Origin of the sequence: Bradyrhizobium sp. CCGB12 (assembly GCF_024199845.1) — a bacterium.
Classification (GTDB): domain Bacteria; phylum Pseudomonadota; class Alphaproteobacteria; order Rhizobiales; family Xanthobacteraceae; genus Bradyrhizobium.
Map to the genome: position 1 here is coordinate 6,742,200 of NZ_JANADO010000001.1, position 22,221 is coordinate 6,764,420.

Genomic DNA, 22,221 nt, shown 5'->3' on the forward strand with positions numbered 1-22,221 from the left:
AAAATCACTTCGACCGGGATCGAAGTATCAACGTTGCTGACAGCCTCCTGCCAACTCAGATCGCATCCGGGAACTCGCCCATCACCGCGTCCAGACGCGCCTTGCGGCGGCGCGCCCAGGACGCCAGCGAAAGCACGGCAAGGCCGAGCACGACAGGCGGGAACACCACCATGTTCACCGCGGACCAGCCGTAACTGGCGAGCAGCTGGCCGGAGGAGAACGAGCCGATCGCCATCATGCCGAACACCAGGAAATCGTTGAAGGCCTGGACCTTATTGCGCTCCTGCGGACGGTGCGTCTCGAGCACCAGCGCGGAGGCGCCGATGAAGGAGAAATTCCACCCGACACCGAGCACGATCAGCGTCGCCCAGAAATGCATCGCAGTGATCCCGGAAAGACCGATGCCGGCGGCGCCTGCCTCCAGCAGCAGGCCGGCCGCGACCACCTTCGGGGCACCGAAGCGCGCGATCAGCGCACCCGTGAAGAAGCTCGGTCCGTACATGGCGACGATGTGCCATTGAATGCCGAAATTGGAATCGGACACACTGAGCCCGCACATCTTCATGGCGAGCGGCGCCGAGGTCATCACCAAATTCATCATGGGATAGGAGATGACGCCGCACAAGGCGGCCGCGATGAAGCGCGGCTGGGTCACGATGTCGAGCAGCGGCCGTCCGCCATGCAGATCGGCCGGTGCGGGCTTAGGCATGTCGACGCCGGCGACGATGCCCATCGCGACCAGCGCCACGGCAGCCTGCACCAGGAAGCTGAAGGCGAACAGATGGGGCTGCCAGACGTCCATGGTCCATTGCACGAGCTGCGGACCGAGCACGCCGGCGAACACGCCGCCCGCCATCACCCAGGACACCGCCTTGGGCCGGTAGGCCGCGCTGGCGCCGTCGGCGGCGGCGAAGCGATAGGATTGCGCCACCGCGCCGTAGAGACCGCCGAGGAAGGTCGCGATGCAGAACAGCGCGAACGAGGCGTGCAGGATCGCGAACGAGCCCAGCAGACCGGTGAGCGCGCCGAGGCCCGTGCCGATGACGAAGCCGGCACGGCGACCGAAGCGGCGCGAGATCGCGCCGGTCGGCAAGGTGCCGGCGGCGAGCCCCAGCACATACATCGACAGCGGCACGGTTGCGAGCGACATATCCGGTGCGAGCGTCGCGCCGACGATCGAGCCGGTGGCGAAGATCACCGCCGAATTGGCGCCGGTCAGCGCCTGCGCGGCGGCAAGGCGCACCACATTGGCACGCACGCGCGCGTCGTCGGCGATTTCGGCGGTGGAAGTCACGTCCAGCATTGATATTTCCGCCCCAGGGGGCTCAAGGAGCTCTGTTGATTCCCGGCACTATGGAGGGGCGCTGGAGGGCGGACAACCGGCGCAAACGGACGCGGGCCATGTCTCTGACGCAATCGGGCGGATGATAGCGGGCCGCACGCTTGACGGCTTGCGCTCGATCAAATCCTATCCGCCGCGATCTTCCCGGAGTTTCGCTCATGACCGTCGACGACAGGCCTACGCTCAGCGCTCCCGACGACGATCCCTGGCTCTGGCTGGAAGAGATCGAAGGCACGCAGGCACTCGATTTCGTCGAGCGGCAGAATCAACTGACACTCACGGCGTTCGGCGGGAAAGCCTTCGAGCACGACCGCGACATCCTCGCGGCGATCTACGACCGTCCCGACAACATTCCCTATGTCGGCCGGCGCGACGAGCATCTCTACAATCTCTGGAAGGACGCCAACAATCCGCGCGGACTGTGGCGGCGAACCACGCTGGAGGAGTTTCGCAAGCCCGCGCCGACCTGGGAGACCGTACTCGACATCGACCAACTCGCGGCCGACGAGGGCGAGGACTGGCTCCTGAGCTGGATCGGCTCGAGCCCGGCCCATCAGCGCGTCATCTTGAGTCTGTCGCGCGGCGGCAGCGATGCCGCGACCATGCGCGAGTTCGACATCGGCACGAAGAGCTTTATCGCAGATGGCTTTGTCCTGCCGGAAGCCAAGGGCAGCGTCGACTGGCTGGATGCGGATACGCTGATGCTCTCCAGCGCCTATGGCGCGGACATGGCGACAACATCCGGTTATGCAAGAACGATCCGCCTGTGGCGACGGGGCGAGCCGGTCGAGCAGGCGCAGGTGATCTTCGAGACTACACCCGACCGGATGCGGGTCTATTGCGGCGTCGATGACACCGGCGCGGCACCGCGCGCCTGGATCGTCGATCAGCTCGACTTCTTCAATTTCGCGATCTGGCTTCGCGACGCGGCCGGCGCGCTCACGAAACTCGATCTGCCGACCGACGTCTGGATGCAGGCGCACGGCGACTGGTTCGCGATGAAGCTGAGACAGCCATGGACCGTTGCGGGACGAAGTTTCGAGGCGGACAGCGTGCTCGGCATCTCGCTCTCGGCGTTCCTCGCAGGCGCGCGCGATTTCACCGTGTTGTTCGAGCCGGGCCCGCGGCGCGCGCTGCAAGGCCTGTTCTGGACGGCTGGCAAGCTGGTGCTTCCGATCCTCGACGAGCTCCGGCCGATCCATGAAATCTGCACGCCGTCGCAGGCCGGCTGGACGCGCGAGACGTTGCGGGGGCTCCCCGATATCGGCGTGGTCGACGTCTGGCGCCTCGATCACCACGAGTCCGGAAGCAACGGCGATCTGCTTGCCAATGTACAGGATCCGCTCACACCGCCGTCGCTCCTGTTGATCGAACGAGGCGTCGCAAGCCCGACCGTGCTGAAGCAGGCGCCAAAGACATTCACCGCTGACGGCCTCGTGGTGACGCAGCATGAGGCGGTCTCTGTTGACGGCGAGCGCATTCCCTATGTCCAGACCGGCCCTGCCGGCGAGACCGGCGACGCGCCGGTCTACATGAGCGCCTATGGCGGCTTCGCCCATTCGGTGAAGCCGTATTACAATTCCTCGCTCGGCAAGCTGTGGCTGGAGCGCGGCGGCACGACGGTGCAGGCCAATTTGCGCGGCGGCGGCGAGTTCGGCACGCGCTGGCACGATGCCGGCCGGCTCGCCGGCAAGAAGCTGTCGCACGACGATTTCGCCGCGGTCGCGGCCGATCTCGTCCGCCGCGGCGTGACGAGCGCAAAACGCATTGCCGCACAGGGTGGATCGAACGGCGGCATCCTGATCACCAATATGCTGGTGCGATATCCCGAGCGGTTCGGCGCGCTGTTCTGCACCATCCCGCTGATCGACATGCGCCGCTACACAAAACTGCTCGCGGGCGCGAGCTGGATGGCGGAATATGGCGACCCCGACAAGCCCGAGGAATGGGAATGGCTGAAGACCTACTCGGCCTACCACAATGTCAGGGATGGCCAGTCCTATCCGCCGATCCTGATCGCCACCACGCGGCGCGACGACCGCGTTCATCCCGGCCACGCGCGCAAGATGGCCGCAAAGCTCCAGGCGATGGGCTATGAGGCCTGGTTCTACGAGCCGGCGGCTGGCGGCCACGGCTACGGCAAGGACAACAAGGAGCGCGCCGGCTTCGAGGTGCTGGGCTTCCGGTTCCTGAAGGACAGGATCGGGTGGAGGGATGGCGAAGCGTGAGGTGTCTTGACAAGGTGCTGGCCACCAGCGGTTCTTGCCTCTCCCGCTTGCGGGAGAGGCCGACGCGCTCGAAGAGCGCGGCGGGTGAGGGCTTTCTCCTCTTGGGGGTTCTCGAGTGCGGATACACCCTCTCCCCAGCCCGCCCCCGCAGGCGGGGGAGGGAGCGCACCGCCATCGCGGCTTAGCGCGAAAACACCAGCGTCAGATTGTTCGCGGGCATGTCGATCATATCGACCAACCGAAGGTCTGCGCCTTGCGCCAGCGCCTCGACGTCGCCGATGTCACGCACGCCCCAGTCCGGATTGCCTTCGCGCAATGACGTGTCGAACACGGCGTTGCTGAGCGCAGTGTGCTTGCCGCCGCGCTTGAACGGGCCGTAGAGGAACAGCTTGCCGTCAGCACGCAAATAGCGGCCGGCGCCTGCGAACAGGCCTTCGGCCACGTTCCATGGCGCGATGTGAATGACGTTGGCACAGAACACGGCGGCGAGGCTCGTAGGCCCCTGCCCGCTTCGCATCTCCGGACACCAGTCGGGATCGGTCAGATCGATCCGGAGGGGGCTGCGAACATTGGGCAAGCCCGCATGGAGGCGCCAGGCCTCGATGCTCCTCAGATGGCGCTGGTTGAGGTCGCTCGGCCACCAAATCAGGCCGGGCGTGTGACGGGCAAAATGAACCACATGCTGCCCGGTTCCACTGCCGAGCTCGACCACATCCCCGGTCGCGCCAACAAGATGTTTTTCCAGCGCCTCCCAGATCGGCTCGTAGTTGCGATGGAATGCCGGCGCATCGAGCCGCCCATCGGGCTCGACCCGTCCGCCGTCCCTGCCAAATTCGACGACATATTCAGCCAAGTGAGGTCCCCTTGAAAAAACGAGAACGCGTTGAAAACAGAATGGGCGCTCAAACGCCCTGGAAACAGCCGGCCCGCGCCCATTGCCTTTCTTCTTGGGGCCAAATCACCCGAACAAATAAGCTCATGAGTTGCAATGCGGAAGATATTAACTCCATTTTGCCCCGTGCATAGTCTCGATTGTCAGGCGATGCCCTTTATGCTTTGGAACGCCTCAATTTCGCGATCGTGACCATCGCCATAACGCCTCGGAATGACGCCTTGAACGCCTTGTCCCGGACGCCCGTCCTGTTCCTCCTGCTGGCCATCGCCGCCGGCCTCGCCAGCCCGGCGCGGGCACAGTCCGCCGTGACCGACGGCCGGAAGCTCGCTTTCGACCGCGGCAAGGGCAATTGCCTGACCTGCCACGTCATTGCGGGCGGCGACCTGCCGGGAACGATCGGGCCGGAACTGAAGGACATCAAGGCCAGATATCCCGACCGCAACGAGCTGGCCGCGATCATCTTCGACGAGACCAAGCGCAATCCGCAGACCATGATGCCGCCGTTCGGCCGGAACCGGATTTTGACCGAACAGGAGATCAGCGCGATCGTTGATTTCCTGCAAACGCTGTAACGGCCGGCACGCCAGGAGATTTCCGATGACTACGACCACCGGCCCTCACCCGACGCGGCGCCTGATCCTTCAGGGCGCGGCCTCCGTCGCGCTGATCGGCCTTGGCAACCTGCCGTTCGCGGCCGGCCCGGCGCGCGCGGCGGCGAACGACAAATATCCGGAAGAGGCGTTCAAGCAGAAGAGTGAGGTCGACGCGATCAAGGCGCTCTATGGCAAAACCGCCGAGCCCTCCGACAAGGTCAAGCTCGATGCGCCGGAGATCGCCGAGAACGGCGGCGTGGTGCCGGTCTCGGTGACGACGACGCTCGACAAGGTGACCTCGATCTCGTTCTTCGTGGCCGAGAACCCGTTCGCGCTCGCAGCGTCCTACAAGATCGCCGAGGGCACGATTCCGGGCGTCGCCAACCGGCTGAAGATGGCCAAGACCACCAAATTGGTCGCCATCGTCGAGGCCGACGGCAAGCTCTACAGCGCGACCAAGGAAGTGAAAGTCACCGTCGGCGGCTGCGGCGGCTAGGAGGATCGGTCCGATGGCATCAAGCATTCGCGTGCGCGCAACATCCAATGGCGACATCACCGAGGTGCAGGCGCTGATCCAGCACCCCATGGATACCGGCCTGATGAAGGATTCCAAGGGCGAGCTGATCCCTGCGCACTTCATCCAGGAGCTGAAGTTCGAGTGTAACGGCAAGGACGTCTTCGTCGCCGATTGGGGCACGGCGGTCTCCAAGGACCCCTATGTCAAATTCAGCTTCAAGGGCGCCAAGAAGGGCGACGATCTCAAGATCTCCTGGATCGACAACAAGGGTGCGTCGGACACGACCACCGCGAAGATCGCGTGATGAAGACTCGCCTCTCCCTCCTGCTCGGCTCGGTGAGCGCGGCGCTCGTCGCATTCGCCCTCACCTCGCCGCATGTCATTGCGGCCGACAAGGTCGATCCCGTCACTGACGCCAAGGCGTTCCAGAACTTCTTCTTCCAGAAGTTTCCGAACGTGAAGCACGAGGATTTCGTCAACGGTCCTTATTCCATGAACGAGGACATGAAGCGGCAGTGGCAGGAAAAGGAGGAATTCCCGCCTTACGAGTTTGCGCTCGACGCCGGCAAGGAGATGTTTTCGACGCCGTTCAAGAACGGCAAGACCTATGCCGACTGCTTTCCGAACGGCGGCATCGGCGTCCGCCAGAACTATCCGTACTTCGACGAGAAGGAAGGCAAGGTCGTCACGCTGGAGCTCGCGCTCAACCGCTGCCGAGAGGCCAATGGCGAGGCGCCCTACTCCTATGTGAAGGACGAGATGGCTTCGCTGATGGCCTACATGGCCTTCACCTCGCGCGGCAAGCCGATGGACATCAAGATCCCCGACGATCCCCGCGCGCTCGCGGCGTTCGAGAACGGCAAGCGCTATTTCTACACCCGCCGCGGCCAGATGAATTTCTCCTGCGCGAGCTGCCATGTGCAAAGCCCGGGCGAGCGCATCCGCGCCGAGATCCTGGCGCCGGCGCTCGGCATCGTCAATGCGATGCCGATCTACCGGTCCGAATGGAGCGGCATGGGCACGACCAGCCGCCGCTTCGTCACCTGCAACAGCCAGACCCGCGCGGTTCCGCTGGAGCCGCAGTCGGACGAATATCGCGACGTCGAGTATTTCCTGTCCTATGTCGCCAACGGCCTGCCGATCTCGGGTCCGGGAGCAAGGCCATGAAGCGGACACTCCCTCTCGCCATGCTGCTCGCTCTCAGCCTCGTGCCAACGGCGCGCGCGGCGACCGAAGCAGACTACAAGGCGGCCTATGCCGCCGCGGAAGCCGCCTCCAAGGAGGCGGCCAGCCTGCGCCACCAATGGACCACGACCGTCTCGACGCTGGCCGCGGCGAAGAAAGCGGCCGATGGCGGCGATTTCGACCGCGCATTTGCCGCGGCGAAGGAGGCCGAGGCCTTGGCGAAGGCGTCGATCTTCCAGGCAAATTCTGAAAAAGAGGCCTGGAAGGCGATGGAAATCCGCTAGAATGGGCTGACGCGCGGAACATCGCGTTCCAGACCATTCTTTGAGCACGATCTTGTCGGAAAGCCGCACCACACTTTGCGCTAACGCGGCCCTTCGGGTCCGGATCATGCTCGTGGAACGGTCGATAGCGTTGAGCGCGCGGAGAATTTGAGATGGCCATCCGCCGCCGCGATTTCCTGAAGAACGCAGGCCTTGCCGCGGCGTCTCTCGGTCTGCCGCGGCTCGCGCGCGGTGCCGACACCGCGAGCATCTATGACATCGAGCGCTTCGGCAATGCGCGCATCCTGCACATCACCGACACGCATGCGCAGCTCAATCCGGTTTATTTCCGCGAGCCCAGCGTCAATATCGGCATCGGTGAGATGGCGGGACGGCCGCCGCATCTGGTCGGGCGGGCCTTCCTGGAGCACTTCGGCATCCGGTCCGACAGCGCGGATGCCTATGCCTTCACCTGCGTCGAGTTCGAGAAATCCGCGGGCCGCTTCGGCAAGCTCGGTGGCTTCGCCCACCTGAAGACGCTGGTCGACCGCTTGCGCAGCGACGTCGGCGAGAAGCATTCGCTGCTCGTCGACGGCGGCGATCTCTGGCAGGGCACGGGGCTTGCCAACGTCATGCAGGGCCGCGACATGGTCGAGGTCGCCAATCTGCTCGGCATCGAGGCGATGACCGGCCATTGGGAATTCACCTATGGCGAACAGCCGCTGCGCGACAATCTCGAGCGCTTCAAGGGCGAGTTTCTGGCGCAGAACGTCTTCCTGACCGAGGAAGCCGCGTTCAACGACGCGCCCGCCTTCGACAAGGCCAGCGGGCGCGTGTTCAAACCGTCCGTCATCAAGGAACTCGGCGGGCACCGCATCGCGATCGTCGGCCAGGCTTTCCCCTACGTGCCGATCGCGCATCCCAAGCGGTTCACGCCGGACTGGACTTTTGGCATTCGCGAGGACGAGCTGCAGAAACATGTCGATGTCCTGCGGAGCGCCGACAAGGTCGACGCCGTCATCCTGCTCTCGCACAACGGCATGGATGTCGATCTCAAGCTCGCAAGCCGCGTCACCGGCATCGACGTCATCCTCGGCGGCCACACCCATGACGCCGTGCCGCAGCCGATTGCCGTGAAGAACGCCGGTGGTACCACGCTCGTCACCAATGCCGGCTCCAACGGAAAATTTCTGGCCGTGCTCGATCTCGCCATCGGCAAGGGCAAGGTCAACGACGTCAGATATCATCTGCTGCCGGTCTTTTCCGAGCTGCTGAAGCCCGACCCTGCAATGGCCGAGCTGATCGGCCGGCTGCGTGCGCCGCACGTCACCGACTGGTCGGAGAAGATCGCAACACCCGATCGCCTGCTCTATCGCCGCGGCAATTTTTCCGGTCCCGTCGACGAGCTGATCTGCACGGCGCTGCGCACCGAGCTCGATGCCGAGATCGCGCTGTCGCCGGGCTTCCGCTGGGGGGTCACCACGCTGTCAGGCCAGGCGCTGACCATGGAGGATGTGCTCGCGGAGACGGCGATCACCTATCCCGAGACCTACGTGCAGGAGATGACCGGCGCAGAGATCAAGGACGTGCTGGAAGACATCTGCGACAACCTCTTCAACGCCGATCCCTATTATCAGCAGGGTGGCGACATGGTGCGCGCCGGCGGCCTCAGCTACACCTGCACGCCGGACGCCGCGATCGGCCATCGCATTTCCGAGCTGAAGCTCAATAGCGGCAAGGCGCTCGGCGCCAGCCACCGCTACAAGGTCGCGGGCTGGGCGTCGGTCAACAGCCAGCGGGGCGCGCCGGTGTGGGACGTGGTCGGCAAATATCTGCGCTCGGGCCGCATGTTTCAGGAGCGGCTCGGCGCCGGCGTCACGCTGAAAGGCGTCGATGGCAATCCAGGCATTGCAGGACAGGGATGATGCGCTCGCACATCTTATCCGCGATGCTGCTGGCCCTGCTCGCCTGGATGGCGATCCCGCCAGCTATTGCGCAGCAGGTGCCGCTCCAGGACAAGCCGTTCGCGGAGCACAAGGTCGTGCTCCAGCTCTCCGACGGCGATGCGAAGAAGCAGGCGCTGGTGCTCAGCGTCGCCAACAACCTGCTGAAGGCTTACGACCCCGACAAGATCGCGATCGAGGTGGTGGCGTTCGGTCCCGGCATCGACCTCTTGCTGTCCAGCAGCGAGCGCCGCAAGCAGGTCGAGAGCCTGATCGCACAGGGCGTGCGCTTCGACATCTGCCTCAACACCGTCGACACGATCGAGCGCGAGACCGGCAAGCGGCCGGACTTCATTCCCGGAGCAACGCCGGTGCAGGTCGGGGTGGGGCAGATCCTGTTCCTGGCGGAGAACGGCTACACGGTGGTGCGGCCGTAGGGGCGCTGCCGCCGCACACTCCCCTGTCGTCCCTGCGAACGCAAGGGACCCATACCGCGCGAAAGTCCTCCCTGGGGTTATGGTAGCCCCCACAACTGCCCCCAGCTCCATCACGCGCAATAAAAATCTTCTAAATTTGATCATCCGAGCAGTGAATTACTTCTCCTTTTGACCATCGGCGTAGTAGAATCTTGGGAACCAGTTCACACCGGGTTCCCGCCATGATCTTCCGTCAGCTCTTCGACAGCGTTTCGGGCACTTACAGCTATCTGCTTGCGAGCCGCCCCGGCGGCGAGGCGCTGATTCTCGATCCCGTCCTGGAAAAGGTCGAGCGCTACTGCCAATTACTGCGCGAGCTCGACCTCAAGCTGGTCAAGGCTGTCGACACCCATCTGCATGCCGATCACGTCACCGGTCTCGGCGAGCTGCGCGACCGCACCCATTGCATGACCGTGATGGGCGACCAGACCAAGGCCGACGTCGTCGCCATGCGGGTGGCGGACGGCGACAAGGTGACGATCGAGGGCCTGTCGCTCGACGTGATGTACACGCCCGGCCATACCGACGATTCCTATTCCTATCTCATGGGCGACCGCGTCTTCACCGGTGATACGCTGCTGATCCGCGGCACCGGCCGCACCGATTTCCAGAACGGTTCATCGCGCGCGCAGTACGAATCGATTTTCAACCGCCTGCTCAAGCTGCCGGACGAGACGATGGTATTCCCGGCGCATGACTACAAGGGCGACACCGTCTCCACCATCGGCGAGGAGAAGCGCTACAATCCGCGGCTCCAGGTGCGCTCGGTCGACGAATATATCGAGCTGATGGCCAACCTGAAGCTGCCCAATCCCAAGATGATGGATGTGGCGGTCCCCGCCAACATGCATGTCGGCCTACATCAGGAGGAGCTCGAGAAAGAGGGCCGCGCGCTCAGCGCGATCGAAGCGATCCGCATCCTCGGCCGGCCCGACATCCTGCTGGTCGATCTGCGCGAGAGCAACGAGCGCCTCAAGCACGGCATGCTCGAAGGCGCGCTGCACACGCCCTATCAATCCGTGGAGGAAAGCCTCAAGCCCGGCGGCATGCTGCGAGAGGTCGCGGCCGCCACCGGCCGCCGCGTCGTGTTCTTCTGCGCCTTCGGCGAACGCTCAGCGATGGCAGTTGCCGCCGCCAAGGCGGCCGGCCTCTCCAACACCGCCCATATCGCCGGCGGCATCGACGCCTGGAAGAAGGCGGGCGGGCCGGTGCTGCACTGAACGGCCTCGTCGCCATTCTTGAGATAGATCAGGAGCCACCCATATATTTCGGGTAGGACGGATGCAGCATCAGCATCCGAGAACAGCGATGGCCAAGACTTGCAAGCCGAATGAACCGCACAAGGTTGCGGACAACAAATCGGCGGGCGACAAGGCGAAAAAGCCCCCGCCTCCGCTCGACAGTGACGACGATTACGAAGACGGCGACATCGCGACGCCGAAGCGCGACCGCTACGGTCCGGATGACGAGCCGTTGTGAGGGGGAGCGGATTGAGTTTGACGATGCACTAGCGCCCCATCCTCCGCCATCGTCCTGGCGAAAGCTAGGACCACCGCGTGATTTCTCGATTGTGTGCGGTCGCAGTACCGGACGACGATCCTCTGCCAAACTCCTCCCTGGGGTAATGGGTCCTGGCTCCCGTGCGCAATTGCGCACTAGGCCAGGACGACGATGAGGATGCACCGCGCTCGCTCTCTCGGGACGACGATGCGGAGGCATGGTGCCCCCTCACAGCCCCCCGCGCCCCCGCCCGCGCTACCTGCCATGCGCCTGCGTTCATGGACAAATAACCGCTCTGCCCGATAGTTTGCGCCTCTCTTGGGAGGCACAACGGAACTGCAATGGTCGACGTTCTCGCCGCACCGCAGCAAGGCAAGGCGGACAGTGCGCTGCGCACGCTGACGGGAATCTCGATCGCGCATTGGGTCAGCCATTTCCATCTGCTGGTGCTGCCGATGCTGTTCCCGTTCCTCAAGAGCCAGCTCGGCGTCGGCTATATCGAGCTCGGCTTCGCGCTCACCGTGTTTGCGGTGGTGTCCGGATTGACCCAGGCGCCGACCGGCTATCTCGTCGACCATTTTGGCGCGCGGCGCATTCTATTGGCAGGGCTTGCGCTCGGCGGCTTCGCGCTGATCCTGCTCGGCCTGCATCTCAGCTACGCCTCGCTGATCGCCTGCGCCGTCCTGCTCGGCCTCGCCAACAGCGTCTATCATCCCGCCGATTACGCGATCCTGGCCGAGCACATGGACGAGGCGCGGATGGGCCGCGCCTTCTCGATCCATACCTTTGCCGGCTTTCTCGGCGGCGCCGTCGCACCGGCGGTCGTGGCTGCGCTCGTCACATTGTCCGGCGGCACCGGCGCGCTGATCGCTTCGGGCGCCATCGGTGTCGCGGTGGCGCTGCTGCTGATCGCCATGAATATTCCCGACGCCGGAGCGCATAAAAAGAAACCCGGCAGCGAGAACGCGCCAAAGCAGGCCGTCATCACGCCGGCGCTGATCCTGCTGACTGCGCTGTTCATGCTGCTGAGCCTGTCGGTCGCCGGCATCAATAATTTCGGCGTGGTGGCGCTGATGAGCGGCTACGGCGCCTCTTACTCCGCCGCCAATGTCGCGCTGACGGCGTTCCTTGGCGCCAGCGCCATCGGCGTGCTCGCAGGCGGCTTCCTCGCCGACCGGACCGAGCGTCACGGCCAGGTCGCCGCGGCCTGCTTCGCCGCGAATGCTGCGATCGTGCTGCTGATTGCACTGGTCACGCTGCCCGGCTGGGCTCTGACCGCCGCGATGTCGGCCGCAGGCTTCCTCTCAGGCGTGATCGCACCCTCACGCGACATGCTGGTCCGCAACGCGGCGCCGCCCGGCGCTGCGGGGCGCGCCTTCGGCATCGTCTCCACCGGTTTCAATCTCGGCGGCATCGTCTCACCGCTGCTGTTTGGCTGGATCATGGATCAAAGCGCGCCGCACTGGGTGTTCGGCGCGTCCGTGATCTTCATGGTGGCGACGGTGATGCTGTCGCCGTTCACGGAGCGGAAGCCGGCCAAGGCGTAGCTACAGGTTCAACTGTCGTCCTGGCGAAAGCCAGGACCCATTACCCCAGGGAGGAGTTGTGGCGCGAGACTGTTCACTGCGAGTCTTCGCCAAATCCAATTCGGTGGGTATGGGTCCCGGATCTGCGCGCGCCTGAGAGCGCGCTTGTCCGGGACGACAAGGAGAGAGAACTGCGCAAACAACGAACAACAACAAGATGGAAGAAACACCATGAGCACCCCTGATCTCGTCATCCGTGGCGGCACCGTTGCGGACGGGCGCGGCGGCGAATTGTTCGAGGCCGACGTCGCCATCACCGGCGGTGGGATCAGCGAGGTCGGGAAGGTTGCAGGCACAGGCCGCGAAGAGATCGACGCGCGCGGAAAGTTGGTCACGCCGGGCTTCGTCGACGTTCACACCCATTATGACGGGCAGGTCACCTGGAGCCAGGACATGACGCCGTCCTCGCAGAACGGCGTCACCACGGCTATCATGGGCAATTGCGGCGTCGGCTTTGCGCCATGCAAGCCGGCCGATCACACCCGTCTGATCCAGCTGATGGAAGGCGTCGAGGACATTCCCGAGCCGGTCCTGAGCGCCGGCATTCCCTGGGCCTGGGAGAGCTTTCCGGATTACATGGATTGGCTGTCGAAGCGCGATTTCGACATCGATGTCGGCGCGCAACTGCCACATGCCGCGCTGCGCGTCTATGTCATGGGCGAGCGCGGCGCCCGCCGCGATCCCTCGACCGCTGAGGACAACGCGGCGATGGCGAAGCTCGCAGGCGAGGCGGTGCGCTCCGGCGCGCTCGGCTTCTCGACCTCGCGCACGCTCAATCATCGCACCTCGACCGGCGATTTCACGCCGACACTGAAGGCCGGCGAGGACGAGCTCACCGCGATTGCCGGCGCGATGCATCGCGAGGGCCGCAGCGTGCTGCAATTCGTGCTGGATCTGTCGACCATCCACGAGGATCTGCCGATGATGCTGCGGGTGGCGGACGCGACGAAGTGCCCGATCTCGTTCTCGATCACCCAGAACGACAAGTCGCCGCAGCGCTGGCGCCAGACGCTCGATGAGATCAATGCGGCCGCACGGCGCGGCCTCTCCATCACCGCGCAGATCGCTGCGCGCCCGGTCGGCCTGCTGCTCGGGCTCGAGCTGTCGCGCAATCCGTTCCAGACCCATCCGAGCTACAAGGCGATCGCGCATCTGCCGCTGCAGGAGCGCCTCGCGCGGCTGCATCAGAACGAGGTGCGCAAGGCGATCCTGAGCGAGACGGCGACCGCGACCGACGACCCGCTGTTCTTCCGTCCGAACTACGACAAGATGTTTTTGCTCGGCGATCCCCCGGATTACGAGCAGCCGCCGGAGAATGCGCTGGGACCGCAGGCGCGCAGGCAGGGCCGCCAACCGGAAGAGCTCGCCTACGATGCCATGCTGTCGGATGAGGGCCGCGGCATGCTCTACGTGCCCTTCCTCAACTATTCCGACGGCAATCTCGATGCGACGCGCGAGATGCTGATCGATCCGCAATCGGTGCCCGGCCTTTCCGATGGCGGCGCGCATTGCGGCATCATCTGCGATGCCAGCTTCCCGACCTATCTGCTGACGCACTGGACGCGGGACCGCAGGCGCGGCGAGAAGCTCACGATCCCGTTCGTGGTCGCGGCGCAGTCGCGCAAGACCGCGCTCTCGGTCGGCCTCACCGATCGCGGGCTCATTGCGCCCGGCTACAAGGCCGACGTCAACGTGATCGATTATGACCGGCTGCACCTGCATCCGCCGAAGGTGCATTACGATCTGCCCGTGGGCGGACGGCGGCTGTTGCAGGACGTCGACGGCTATGAGGCCACGATCGTGTCCGGCGTGGTGACGCGGCGGCAGGGCGAGGCGACGGGAAAGCGGCCAGGGAAGTTGATTCGCGGTGCGCAGGGATTGGCGAACTAGTCTAGCGCTGTGGGATGCATGTGAGGCGGCATAGTCCGCGCCTCACTTTCAGTGTCGTCCCGGCGAAAGCCGGGACCCATACGCCGCAGCAATCGTTTTACGAAGACTCGGAGTTACCAGCTTCGCCCCAAACCACTCCCTGTGGTTATGGGTCCCGGCCTTCGTGCGCAATTGCGCACTAGGCCGGGACGACAGTTGTGGTTGGAGCGGCCAGCGCCGCCCCTTACGTCGACGACACCGCGCTCTTCAGCGGCGCCGCCTGCGGGGCGGCACCGCCGGTCAGCCTGGCGCGCTCGGTGTTTGGCCAGAGCAGAAGCAGGCCGAGCAGGCCGGAGCCGACCATCACCGCCGCGTTGATGGTGAAGCCGGTCATGTAGCCGTCGAGCGTGCTGCCGGCGCGCTGGATCACGGTGCCCATCACGGCGGGTGCGATGATGCCCGAGAGCGTGTAGAGCGCGCCATAGATCGCGAGGATCGCGCCGCGCTGCGAGCTCGGCGTGAACTCGCCGAGCATGGGCGGGCACACGACATAGATCGCGCCGCACAGGCCCGAACCGACCACAAGCAGCGCGATCTGAAGGCCCGCGCCCTGAACATGCGGCATCATCGCCAGGATCAGCCCGCCGATCACCAGCGGCACCGAGCCCAGCACGCCGCGAGCCACGCGGGTGTTGTAGCCGCGTGCCATCATCACCTGCGAGATCCAGCCGGTGAGAATGACGATGGTGGCGCCGAACACCCAGGGCAGGATCGAGATGAAGCCGGCCTGGCTCTGCGAGAAGCCGAGCCCCTTGACGATGAACGGCGTGAACCAGGTCAGCCCGAGCGACAGCGCCCAATAGGCGCCGAAGGTCGCGGCGACGCAGCCGATGAAGGTCCGCGAGGTGAGAAGCTGCAGATAGGGGATCTTCGGCTCGGTCGCGGCCAGGACCTGCGTGTCCTCCAGCGGCCCTTCCTTGCCGAGCGCGAGCCAGGCACAGACCCAGATCAGGCCGACGACGCCGAGCGCGCCGAAAGCATAGTGCCAGGAATGATTCACGATGACCCAGTTCAGCGCGGGCACGGCGAGGATGACGCCGAAGGCTGAGCCCTGCGACAGGATCGCGGTCGGCAGCGTGCGCTTCTCATCGGGAAACCATTTGTAGATCGCGTGCGCGGCGACCGAGAAGGCCGGGCCTTCGCCGGCGCCAAGCACGATGCGGCAGATCAACAGCGTGGTGAAAGAAACGGTGCCGACCATGGGAAACTGCGCGAGTGCCCAGATCACCGCCAGCGTCAGCAGCACCCAGCGCGTCGGCACCTTGTTGACGATGAAGCCGACCACGATGGCCGAGATCGAGAACAGGAAGAAGAACGAGGAGCCGAGCAGGCCGAATTGCTCGGCGCTGAGCTTCATGTCGGTCATGATCGGCACGCCGGCGAGACCGACGACGATCTTGTCGGCGAAGTTCACGACCATGAAGAGAAAGAGGAGAAAAGTGATGGTCCATGCGCCCTTTGGCGTCCCGGTCGTCTTGCCCGCCATCTCTGGCGTTCCCTCAGCGCTCATGCTTCTCCCCGTATGTCTTTTCGGCACTTTTTTGATTTGGCCGTCTTGGGAGCTAACAACGGGTTCGAGACCAACGCAACCCGGCATTTCCGCAGCAAGTGTGCTACGCAGCAATTCCGTTAATTCCGTCCGGCGCCAATCATCGTGCTGAGCATCAAAAATCTCTCCAAGACCTTCGTCTCTGCCGGCGAGCCGGTCCACGTGTTGCGCGGCGTCGATCTCGACCTTAGGGACGGCGAGCGGGTCGCGCTGACCGGCGAGTCCGGCAGCGGCAAGAGCACGCTGCTGCACCTGATCGCCGGGCTCGATGCCGCCGATGGCGGCACGATCCGGCTGGCGGACATCGAGGTCACCAAATTGTCGGACGCGGGACGCGCCAGCCTGCGGCGCGATCGGATCGGTCTGGTTTTTCAGCAATACAACCTGATCCCGAGCCTGTCGGTCGCAGACAATCTCGCCTTCCAGGCGCGGATCGCGGGCCGGCACGATGCGGCCTGGTCGAAGGAGCTGATCGAACGGCTCGGACTTGGCAGCCTGCTCAAGCGCTATCCCGAGCAGCTATCAGGCGGGCAGCAGCAGCGCGTCGCGATCGGCCGGGCGCTGGCGACAAAGCCCTCGCTGCTGCTGGCGGACGAGCCGACCGGCAATCTGGACGAGGTTACCGCCGAGGACGTGCTGGCACTGACGCGCGATCTCGTCGCGCGCACGGGCTGCGGCTTCCTGATGGTGACGCACAGCCTGCATCTCGCCGGCACGCTCGACCGCCATCTCACCTTGCATGCGGGGCGCATCGCATGAGGCGCGCGCTCTGGATCCTCGCCGTACTGCTCAGCCATTGGCGGCGCCACAAGATGCAGTTCGCAACGCTGCTGATCGGGCTGATCGCAGCGACCGCGCTGTGGAGCGGCGTGCAGGCGATCAACCAGCAGGCCCGCAGCGCCTATGACCGCGCCGCGGCGACCTTTGGCGGCGTGCGCACCGCGATGCTGGTGGCGCCTGATGCGGCGACCTTTTCCCAAGAGCTGTTCGTCAAGCTGAGGCGTGCCGGCTGGCCGGTCTCGCCGGTGCTGGAAGGCCGGGTCCAGATCAATGGACGCTCGGTGCGGCTGCTCGGCATCGAGCCGGTGACCCTGCCGGCCGATGTCGGCAACGCGCCGCGCCTTGGTGCTGCGGATCTCGGCAGCTTCGTCGCGCCGCCGGGCCAGACGCTGGTGGCGCGGGAGACGCTGGCCGACTTGCAGGAGCCGGAAGGCGCGGCGCCGGCGATCAGCAATGGCGCAAAACTGCCGCCGCTGCGCGTGCAGCCGCAGCTCGTGCCCGACGTGCTCGTGGTCGACATCGGCGTGGCACAGAAGCTCCTCAACAAGCCGGATCAGGTGTCGCGACTCCTGATTGGCAATCCCAAGGGCAAGCCCGTGCCGCTTCAAAGTGTCGTCGGCGACCGGCTGCAGCGGGTCGAACCGAATGCAGAGACAGAGCTGGAGCGTCTCACCGACAGTTTCCATCTCAACCTCACCGCCTTCGGCCTGCTGTCGTTCTTCGTCGGTCTCTTCATCGTCAACTCGGCCGTCGGCCTCGCCTTCGAGCAGCGGCTGCCGATGCTGCGAACGTTGCGGGCCTGCGGCGCCTCGGCGCGCCTCGTCAACACGGTGCTGGTGATCGAGCTCGTGGCACTGGCGCTGGTCGCCGGCCTGATCGGGCTCGTCTGCGGCTATTTCATCGCCGCTGCGCTATTGCCCGACGTCGCGGCGTCGCTCCGCGGGCTCTATGGTGCGCAGATCCCGGGGCAACTTGCGCTGCGACCTGAATGGTGGCTGGCCGGGATCGGCATCAGCGTTGCCGGCGCGCTGGTCGCGGCGGCAACCAGCCTGATCAAGGCAATCAGGATGCCGGTGCTGGCGACCGCGCAGCCGCGCGCCTGGCAGCAGCGGCAGCGCCGCTGGCTGATCCTGCAAAGTGCTGCCGCGTGCGTGGTGTTCGCGGCCGCGCTGCTGCTGCTTCACTACGGGCAATCGCTGATCGCAGGTTTTGGCGTGCTCGCGGCGCTGATGCTCGGCGCGGCGCTGATCCTGCCGGCATTGCTCGAAATCATCCTGCTCGCAGGCCAGCGCTTCGCGCGAGGCCCACTGGCGCTGTGGTTCTGGGCCGACAGCCGGCAACAACTTTCCGGACTGTCACTGGCGCTGATGGCGCTGCTGCTCGCACTTGCCGTCAATGTCGGAGTGTCCACCATGGTGGAGACATTCAGTCGGACCTTCGTCGGCTGGCTCAACGGGCGGCTGGCCGCCGACGTCTACGTCAGCGCGTCCGACAACGCGCAAGCCGTTGCGATCCGGAATTGGCTGAAGGAGCGCGGCGATGTTCAGGCCATCCTTTCGGGCGGACGTGCGGAGGCGCAGATTCAGGGCCAGCCGGTGGAATTGCTCGGCCTGCCCGATCACGCACTCTATCGCGAGCGCTGGCCTCTGCTGGAAGCCGCGCCGCGCGCCTGGACGCAGCTCGTGCCGGGCAATGCCGCCTTCATCAGCGAGCAGCTGAGCCGCCGGCTCAACGTCCGCGTCGGCGACGTCGTGGAGGTGCCCGCACCGGGCGGAACCTGGGAGCTCGACATCGTCGGCATCTATGCCGACTACGGCAATCCCAAGGGGCAGCTTGCGGTCAATGTCGCGGCGCTGATCCGGCAGTTTCCGCAGACGCCGCAGACGCGGATCGGCCTGATCGTCGCAAAGGACAACATCCCCCGCCTGATCGCGTCCTTGCAGAAGCAATTCTCGCTCGACGACCGCAGTGTCGCCGACCAGGCGACGGTGAAGGCGGAATCGATCCGCATCTTCAACCGCACCTTTGCGGTCACATCCGCACTGAATACGTTTACGCTAGGCGTCGCCGGCATCGCGCTGCTCACAAGCCTGCTGACGCTGGCGAACTCTCGCCTGCCGCAACTCGCACCGCTGTGGGCGGTCGGGCTCACCCGACCGCGCCTTGCTGCGATCGAATTGACCAAGACGCTGTCGGTCGCGCTGTTCACGGCGCTGCTGGCCGTGCCGCTCGGCCTGCTGGTGGCGTGGTGCCTGATTGCAATCGTCAACGTGAAGGCGTTCGGCTGGCGGCTGCCGTTCCATATGTTTCCGCTGCAGCTGGTCGAGCTGGTTGCGGTCGCGCTGCTCGCCTCGCTGATTGCCGCATTGCTGCCGATGATCCGGCTGGCGCGGATGCAGCCGGCGAGCCTCGTCAAGGTGTTTGCCAATGAGCGCTGACAGGATCTCGCGGCGCGCCGTCGCCGCCTCCATCGCCGCGCTCGCCCTTGCGCGCCGCGCAAGCGCGCAGGGCTATGCCGGGCTCGGCGAGACCGCCGACGGCTTTGCCAAGGTGACGCCGGGAAAGGTCTTCACCTTTCCTAACGATCACGGGCCGCATCCGGAATTTCGTATCGAGTGGTGGTATCTCACGGCAAATCTCGTCGACGACAGCGGCGCGGCGTGCGGCCTGCAATGGACGCTGTTCCGCCAGGCGACGCAGCCGGGCCCCCAAGGCGAAGGCTGGGCCAATCAGCAGGTGTGGATGGGACATGCGGCGGTGACGCGCGCTGACACTCACAGTTTCAACGAAACGTTTTCACGCGGCGGCGTCGGCCAGGCCGGCGTGACGGCCAAGCCGTTCGAGGCCTGGATCGACGATTGGGAGATGAAAGGTCTCGAGCGCACCGACGATCGCACGCTGGCGCCGCTGACGCTGAAGGCCTCCGGCATCGGCTTCAGCTATGCGTTGACGCTGGAAGCCGATCGTCCGGTGGTGTTGCAGGGAGATCGCGGCTACAGCCGCAAGTCTGAGCGCGGGCAGGCGTCCTACTACTACAGCCAGCCGTTCTACCGCGCGCGCGGCACGCTCACCATCGACAACGAGCGTGTCGATGTCTTGGGCCAGGCCTGGATGGACCGCGAATGGAGCAGCCAGCCGCTCGATGCCGACCAGACTGGCTGGGACTGGCTGTCGCTGCATCTTGCGTCCGGCGACAAGCTGATGCTGTACCGGCTGCGGCAGAAGGACGGCAGGGATTATCCGTTCGGCAACTGGATCAGCGCCGCCGGCGACACGCAGATGATTGCGGGCAGCGATATCCAGATGATTCCGAGGGCGACCGCCGAAGTTGCGGGGCGCAAGCTGCCTGTGGAATGGCAGATCGCAATTCCGTCGCGGTCGTTCTCGATTGCTTGCAAGCCGCTCAATCCCAGGGCCTGGATGGGGACCGGCTTCGCCTATTGGGAAGGGCCGATCAGCTTTGCCGGCACGCATGACGGCGTTGGCTATCTCGAGCTGACCGGCTATTGAAGCGCGGTCTCTTCAAGGAAGCGAGCGATGTATCATCTCACCGCCCTCGTCACGCTGCTGGCGATCGCATTTTATTTCTCCACCTGCATCAACGTCGCGCGGTCACGCGACAAGTCCGGCGTCAAGGTGCCGGCGATGTCGGGCCATCCGGATTTCGACCGCGCCTTCCGCATCCAGATGAATACGCTGGAGTGGATGCCGATCTTCCTGCCGGCGCTGTGGCTGTTCGCGATCTACATCAGTGACGCCATCGCAGCCGGCATCGGCGCGGTCTGGATCATCGGCCGCATCGTCTATTTCATCGGCTATTCCAAGGCGGCGGCAAAGCGCAGCCCGGGCTTCGCAATCCAGGCGCTCGCCGCGACCGCGCTGTGGGCGGGGGCGCTGGGCGCGGTGGTGTTGCGGATGGTGTGAGGGAAGGTCCCGCCTCAATCCGAGCCGTCGTCCCGGACAAGCGCGCCCTCAGGCGCGCGCCGATCCGGGAACCATAACCACAGGGAGAAGTAGTGGCGCGAGCTGATAACTCCGAGTCCCCGTAACCACACCTGCCTGTGGCTATGGATCCCGGATCGGCGCTCCGCCCTCGACAACGCTACGCGTTGCCAAGGGCTGCGCTTGTCCGAGACGACAGCGAGAGTGTGGCGCTCGCTGTGTCCCTTCCGCCTCACTTCGTCAGCGGGCAGCCGCTTTCCTTGGCGGTGAAGAACGCCTTGTCGCCCGGGACGGTGGCGAGCAGCTTGTAATAGTCCCAGGGCTTCTTCGATTCCGAGGGCTTCTTGACCTCGAACAGATACATGTCGTGGACCATGCGGCCGTTCTCGAGCACCTTGCCGCCCTGTGCGAAATCGTCGTCGACCGGCAGCTCCTTCAGCTTCTTGGCGACGGCCTCCGTATCCTTGGTGCCGGCAGCCTTGACCGCCTTGAGATAGCTCAGCGTCGCCGAATAGGTGCCGGCGTGGATCATGCTCGGCATCCGCCCGGTGCGTTTGAGAAAGCGTTCGCCGAGATTGCGCGACCTGTCGTTGCGATCCCAGTAATAGCCCTCGGTCAGCACCAGGCCTTGCGCGGCCTGGAGCCCGAGGCCGTTGACTTCGGCGAGCGTCATCAGCAGGCCGGCGAGCTTCTGGCCGCCCGAAACGATGCCGAACTCGGACGCCTGCTTGATCGAATTGGTGGTGTCGAGGCCGGCATTGGCGAGGCCGACGATCTTCGCCTTCGAGCTCTGCGCCTGGAGCAGGAAGGAGGAGAAGTCCGAGGAATTGAGCGGCACGCGCACCGAGCCGACCACCTTGCCGCCAGTGGCGGTGACGATCTCGCTGGTGTCCTTTTCCAGCGCGTAGCCGAAGGCGTAGTCGGCGGTGAGGAAGAACCAGGTGTCGCCGCCGGCCTTGGTCAGCGCACCGCCGGTGCCGACGCCGAGCGCGCGGGTGTCGTAGGCCCAGTGGAATCCATAGGGCTGGCAGGCGTCGCCGGTGAGGCGCGAGGTCGCAGCACCCACGACGATGTCGATCTTCTTCTTTTCCTTGGAGAGCTCATGGATCGCGAGCGCGACCGAGGAGGTGGTCAGCTCCGTGATCATGTCGACGTTCTCGACATCGTACCAGCGCCGCGCGATCGAAGAGGCGAGATCAGGCTTGTTCTGGTGGTCGGCGGTAACGAGCTCGATCTTATGGCCGAGCACCTCGCCGCCGAAATCCTCGATCGCCATCCTGGCCGCCTCGACCGACCATTTGCCGCCGTAATCGGCATAGACGCCGGACTGGTCGTTGAGGATGCCGATCTTGACGCCCTGCGCGGCGGCCGGCGCCGCAATCAATACGGCCGAGGCCGCGGCGGCCAAAAGTGCTGATTTCATATGCCTAACTCCCAGCAGTCTTCTGTTGTGAAATCGCGCGGATAGTAGTGAAGAACCCCGCGCGTGCCCA

Annotated in this window: 20 protein-coding genes; 16 read left to right on the forward strand and 4 right to left on the reverse strand. The window is 65.0% G+C overall.

The window, feature by feature from the left end; all coding sequences use genetic code 11:
- Nucleotides 1–55: 55 nt before the first annotated feature.
- A complete protein-coding gene (locus tag NLM27_RS30900) occupies nucleotides 56–1,303 on the reverse strand; it encodes an MFS transporter (RefSeq protein ID WP_254146870.1) in 1,248 nt (415 codons plus the stop codon).
- A gap of 197 nt (nucleotides 1,304–1,500) precedes the next feature.
- Between NLM27_RS30900 and NLM27_RS30905 the strand changes: the two genes are divergently transcribed.
- Entirely contained in the window at nucleotides 1,501–3,570 is a 2,070-nt protein-coding gene (locus NLM27_RS30905) for a prolyl oligopeptidase family protein (protein ID WP_254146871.1), read from the forward strand.
- A 181-nt stretch (nucleotides 3,571–3,751) separates the two neighbouring features.
- Here NLM27_RS30905 and NLM27_RS30910 read toward each other — a convergent pair whose 3' ends face one another.
- Complete coding sequence (locus tag NLM27_RS30910; protein ID WP_254146872.1) at nucleotides 3,752–4,423, reverse strand: DUF938 domain-containing protein; 672 nt, start codon at nucleotides 4,421–4,423, stop codon at nucleotides 3,752–3,754.
- Between the two features lie 260 nt (nucleotides 4,424–4,683).
- Between NLM27_RS30910 and soxX the strand changes: the two genes are divergently transcribed.
- From soxX to NLM27_RS30965, 11 genes are all read left to right on the forward strand, one after another.
- On the forward strand, nucleotides 4,684–5,037 hold the full coding sequence (gene soxX / locus NLM27_RS30915) for a sulfur oxidation c-type cytochrome SoxX (protein WP_254146873.1): 354 nt from the start codon (nucleotides 4,684–4,686) through the stop codon (nucleotides 5,035–5,037).
- Between the two features lie 25 nt (nucleotides 5,038–5,062).
- Nucleotides 5,063–5,554 (forward strand): thiosulfate oxidation carrier protein SoxY, encoded by a 492-nt coding sequence (gene soxY / locus NLM27_RS30920; RefSeq protein ID WP_254146874.1) that lies wholly within the window; start codon nucleotides 5,063–5,065, stop codon nucleotides 5,552–5,554.
- A 13-nt stretch (nucleotides 5,555–5,567) separates the two neighbouring features.
- Nucleotides 5,568–5,879, forward strand: a complete 312-nt coding sequence (gene soxZ, locus NLM27_RS30925; RefSeq protein WP_254146875.1) for a thiosulfate oxidation carrier complex protein SoxZ — start codon at nucleotides 5,568–5,570, stop codon at nucleotides 5,877–5,879.
- Nucleotides 5,879–6,742 carry a sulfur oxidation c-type cytochrome SoxA gene (gene soxA, locus NLM27_RS30930; RefSeq protein WP_254146876.1) on the forward strand — a complete coding sequence of 288 codons (864 nt, stop codon included), beginning with the start codon at nucleotides 5,879–5,881 and terminating at the stop codon, nucleotides 6,740–6,742. The genes soxZ and soxA overlap by 1 nt, the downstream gene beginning before the upstream one ends.
- A complete protein-coding gene (locus NLM27_RS30935; protein WP_254146877.1) occupies nucleotides 6,739–7,044 on the forward strand; it encodes a hypothetical protein in 306 nt (101 codons plus the stop codon). Before soxA ends, NLM27_RS30935 begins: the two co-directional genes overlap by 4 nt.
- Nucleotides 7,045–7,196: 152 nt before the next feature.
- On the forward strand, nucleotides 7,197–8,948 hold the full coding sequence (gene soxB, locus NLM27_RS30940) for a thiosulfohydrolase SoxB (RefSeq protein ID WP_254146878.1): 1,752 nt from the start codon (nucleotides 7,197–7,199) through the stop codon (nucleotides 8,946–8,948).
- Complete coding sequence (locus tag NLM27_RS30945; protein WP_254146879.1) at nucleotides 8,945–9,403, forward strand: hypothetical protein; 459 nt, start codon at nucleotides 8,945–8,947, stop codon at nucleotides 9,401–9,403. The genes soxB and NLM27_RS30945 overlap by 4 nt, the downstream gene beginning before the upstream one ends.
- Before the next feature lie 221 nt (nucleotides 9,404–9,624).
- Complete coding sequence (locus NLM27_RS30950; RefSeq protein WP_254146880.1) at nucleotides 9,625–10,662, forward strand: MBL fold metallo-hydrolase; 1,038 nt, start codon at nucleotides 9,625–9,627, stop codon at nucleotides 10,660–10,662.
- A gap of 88 nt (nucleotides 10,663–10,750) precedes the next feature.
- Nucleotides 10,751–10,921 carry a hypothetical protein gene (locus tag NLM27_RS30955; RefSeq protein WP_254146881.1) on the forward strand — a complete coding sequence of 57 codons (171 nt, stop codon included), beginning with the start codon at nucleotides 10,751–10,753 and terminating at the stop codon, nucleotides 10,919–10,921.
- Between the two features lie 362 nt (nucleotides 10,922–11,283).
- Entirely contained in the window at nucleotides 11,284–12,489 is a 1,206-nt protein-coding gene (locus NLM27_RS30960) for an MFS transporter (RefSeq protein ID WP_254146883.1), read from the forward strand.
- A 210-nt stretch (nucleotides 12,490–12,699) separates the two neighbouring features.
- The gene (locus NLM27_RS30965; protein WP_254146884.1) at nucleotides 12,700–14,418 is read left to right on the forward strand and encodes an amidohydrolase family protein; all 1,719 of its coding nucleotides are present in this window, start codon (nucleotides 12,700–12,702) and stop codon (nucleotides 14,416–14,418) included.
- Between the two features lie 223 nt (nucleotides 14,419–14,641).
- On the opposite strand, the gene NLM27_RS30970 is transcribed toward NLM27_RS30965, so the two are convergent.
- Nucleotides 14,642–15,967 (reverse strand): MFS transporter, encoded by a 1,326-nt coding sequence (locus tag NLM27_RS30970; protein ID WP_254146885.1) that lies wholly within the window; start codon nucleotides 15,965–15,967, stop codon nucleotides 14,642–14,644.
- 144 nt (nucleotides 15,968–16,111) lie between these two features.
- On the opposite strand from NLM27_RS30970, the gene NLM27_RS30975 reads away from it, so the two are divergent.
- The 4 genes from NLM27_RS30975 to NLM27_RS30990 are packed head-to-tail and all read left to right on the forward strand — an operon-like array spanning nucleotide 16,112 to nucleotide 20,710.
- Nucleotides 16,112–16,765 carry an ABC transporter ATP-binding protein gene (locus NLM27_RS30975; RefSeq protein ID WP_254146886.1) on the forward strand — a complete coding sequence of 218 codons (654 nt, stop codon included), beginning with the start codon at nucleotides 16,112–16,114 and terminating at the stop codon, nucleotides 16,763–16,765.
- A complete protein-coding gene (locus NLM27_RS30980; RefSeq protein ID WP_254146887.1) occupies nucleotides 16,762–19,224 on the forward strand; it encodes an FtsX-like permease family protein in 2,463 nt (820 codons plus the stop codon). The genes NLM27_RS30975 and NLM27_RS30980 overlap by 4 nt, the downstream gene beginning before the upstream one ends.
- On the forward strand, nucleotides 19,214–20,296 hold the full coding sequence (locus NLM27_RS30985; protein WP_254146888.1) for a lipocalin-like domain-containing protein: 1,083 nt from the start codon (nucleotides 19,214–19,216) through the stop codon (nucleotides 20,294–20,296). Before NLM27_RS30980 ends, NLM27_RS30985 begins: the two co-directional genes overlap by 11 nt.
- Before the next feature lie 27 nt (nucleotides 20,297–20,323).
- The gene (locus tag NLM27_RS30990; protein ID WP_254146889.1) at nucleotides 20,324–20,710 is read left to right on the forward strand and encodes an MAPEG family protein; all 387 of its coding nucleotides are present in this window, start codon (nucleotides 20,324–20,326) and stop codon (nucleotides 20,708–20,710) included.
- A gap of 250 nt (nucleotides 20,711–20,960) precedes the next feature.
- On the opposite strand, the gene NLM27_RS30995 is transcribed toward NLM27_RS30990, so the two are convergent.
- Nucleotides 20,961–22,151, reverse strand: coding sequence for an ABC transporter substrate-binding protein (locus NLM27_RS30995; RefSeq protein ID WP_254146890.1), 1,191 nt, complete (start codon nucleotides 22,149–22,151; stop codon nucleotides 20,961–20,963).
- Nucleotides 22,152–22,221: the final 70 nt, after the last annotated feature.

Bases quoted from the DNA above. Each gene is read 5' to 3' on its own strand.
- soxY (WP_254146874.1), top strand. From the start codon at position 5,063: ATGACTACGACCACCGGCCCTCACCCGACGCGGCGCCTGATCCTTCAG.
- NLM27_RS30965 (WP_254146884.1), top strand. From the start codon at position 12,700: ATGAGCACCCCTGATCTCGTCATCCGTGGCGGCACCGTTGCGGACGGG.
- NLM27_RS30970 (WP_254146885.1), bottom strand. From the start codon at position 15,967: ATGAGCGCTGAGGGAACGCCAGAGATGGCGGGCAAGACGACCGGGACG.
- NLM27_RS30990 (WP_254146889.1), top strand. From the start codon at position 20,324: ATGTATCATCTCACCGCCCTCGTCACGCTGCTGGCGATCGCATTTTAT.
- soxA (WP_254146876.1), top strand. From the start codon at position 5,879: ATGAAGACTCGCCTCTCCCTCCTGCTCGGCTCGGTGAGCGCGGCGCTC.
- NLM27_RS30980 (WP_254146887.1), top strand. From the start codon at position 16,762: ATGAGGCGCGCGCTCTGGATCCTCGCCGTACTGCTCAGCCATTGGCGG.
- soxB (WP_254146878.1), top strand. From the start codon at position 7,197: ATGGCCATCCGCCGCCGCGATTTCCTGAAGAACGCAGGCCTTGCCGCG.
- NLM27_RS30960 (WP_254146883.1), top strand. From the start codon at position 11,284: ATGGTCGACGTTCTCGCCGCACCGCAGCAAGGCAAGGCGGACAGTGCG.
- NLM27_RS30955 (WP_254146881.1), top strand. From the start codon at position 10,751: ATGGCCAAGACTTGCAAGCCGAATGAACCGCACAAGGTTGCGGACAAC.
- NLM27_RS30985 (WP_254146888.1), top strand. From the start codon at position 19,214: ATGAGCGCTGACAGGATCTCGCGGCGCGCCGTCGCCGCCTCCATCGCC.
- NLM27_RS30900 (WP_254146870.1), bottom strand. From the start codon at position 1,303: ATGCTGGACGTGACTTCCACCGCCGAAATCGCCGACGACGCGCGCGTG.
- NLM27_RS30905 (WP_254146871.1), top strand. From the start codon at position 1,501: ATGACCGTCGACGACAGGCCTACGCTCAGCGCTCCCGACGACGATCCC.
- NLM27_RS30995 (WP_254146890.1), bottom strand. From the start codon at position 22,151: ATGAAATCAGCACTTTTGGCCGCCGCGGCCTCGGCCGTATTGATTGCG.
- soxZ (WP_254146875.1), top strand. From the start codon at position 5,568: ATGGCATCAAGCATTCGCGTGCGCGCAACATCCAATGGCGACATCACC.
- NLM27_RS30945 (WP_254146879.1), top strand. From the start codon at position 8,945: ATGATGCGCTCGCACATCTTATCCGCGATGCTGCTGGCCCTGCTCGCC.
- NLM27_RS30935 (WP_254146877.1), top strand. From the start codon at position 6,739: ATGAAGCGGACACTCCCTCTCGCCATGCTGCTCGCTCTCAGCCTCGTG.
- NLM27_RS30950 (WP_254146880.1), top strand. From the start codon at position 9,625: ATGATCTTCCGTCAGCTCTTCGACAGCGTTTCGGGCACTTACAGCTAT.